The sequence below is a fragment of the Pokkaliibacter plantistimulans genome, assembly GCF_003194385.1.
Classification (GTDB): Bacteria; Pseudomonadota; Gammaproteobacteria; order Pseudomonadales; family Balneatricaceae; genus Pokkaliibacter; species Pokkaliibacter plantistimulans.
In genome coordinates, this window is the sequence record NZ_LAPT01000116.1 from 1 (window position 1) to 874 (window position 874).

General features: G+C 62.0%; 1 protein-coding gene. It reads left to right on the forward strand.

The features are described 5' to 3' along the window. Nucleotides 1–874 (forward strand): putative Ig domain-containing protein (locus WH50_RS21945; RefSeq protein WP_116453729.1); only part of this gene is annotated, 874 nt, incomplete at both ends.

Below are 874 nucleotides of genomic sequence, written 5' to 3' on the forward strand. Positions count from 1 at the left end.
GATGCCGGTGACAGCCTGACCTACACCGCCACCCTGGCCGATGGTTCGGCGCTGCCGAGCTGGCTCAGCTTTAACGCCACCACCCGTACCTTCTCCGGCACACCGACCAATGACGATGTCGGTAGTCTCAGCATCAAAGTCACCGCCACCGACGGCAGCAACGCCGCCGTCAGCAGTACCTTTAGCCTGACCGTCACCAATGTGAACGATGCACCGACTACTGGAGTAATCAGTGCACAGCGTGCCACCGAAGACAGCGCCTTTACCTTTACCGTCCCGGCAGGCACCTTCAGTGATGTGGATGCCGGCGACAGCCTGACCCTGACAGCCACGCTGGCGAATGGAGCGGCCCTGCCGAGCTGGCTCAGCTTCAATGCCGCTACCGGCACCTTCTCCGGCACGCCCACCAATGGCGATGTCGGTAGTCTCAGTATCAAAGTCACCGCCACCGACGGCAGCAATGCCTCGGTCAGCAGCAGCTTTAGCCTGACCGTCACCAATGTGAACGACGCCCCGACCGCCGGGGTGATCAGTGCCCAGAGTGCGACCGAAGACCGTAGTTTCACCTTTACCATCCCGGCAGGCACTTTCAGTGACGTGGATGCCGGTGACAGCCTGACCTACACCGCGACGCTGGCGGATGGTTCCACCCTGCCCAGCTGGCTGAGCTTTGATGCCAGCACCGGTACCTTCTCCGGTACCCCGGATAACGGCGATGTGGGCAGCCTGAGCATCAGGGTCACCGCGACCGACACCAGTGGCGCTTCGGTCAGCAGCAGCTTTAGCCTGACCGTTACCAATACCAACGATGCCCCCACGGCGGCCGCGCTGGCTGATCAGCAGAGTGAGGAAGGCAACGTCCTTACCTTTACCC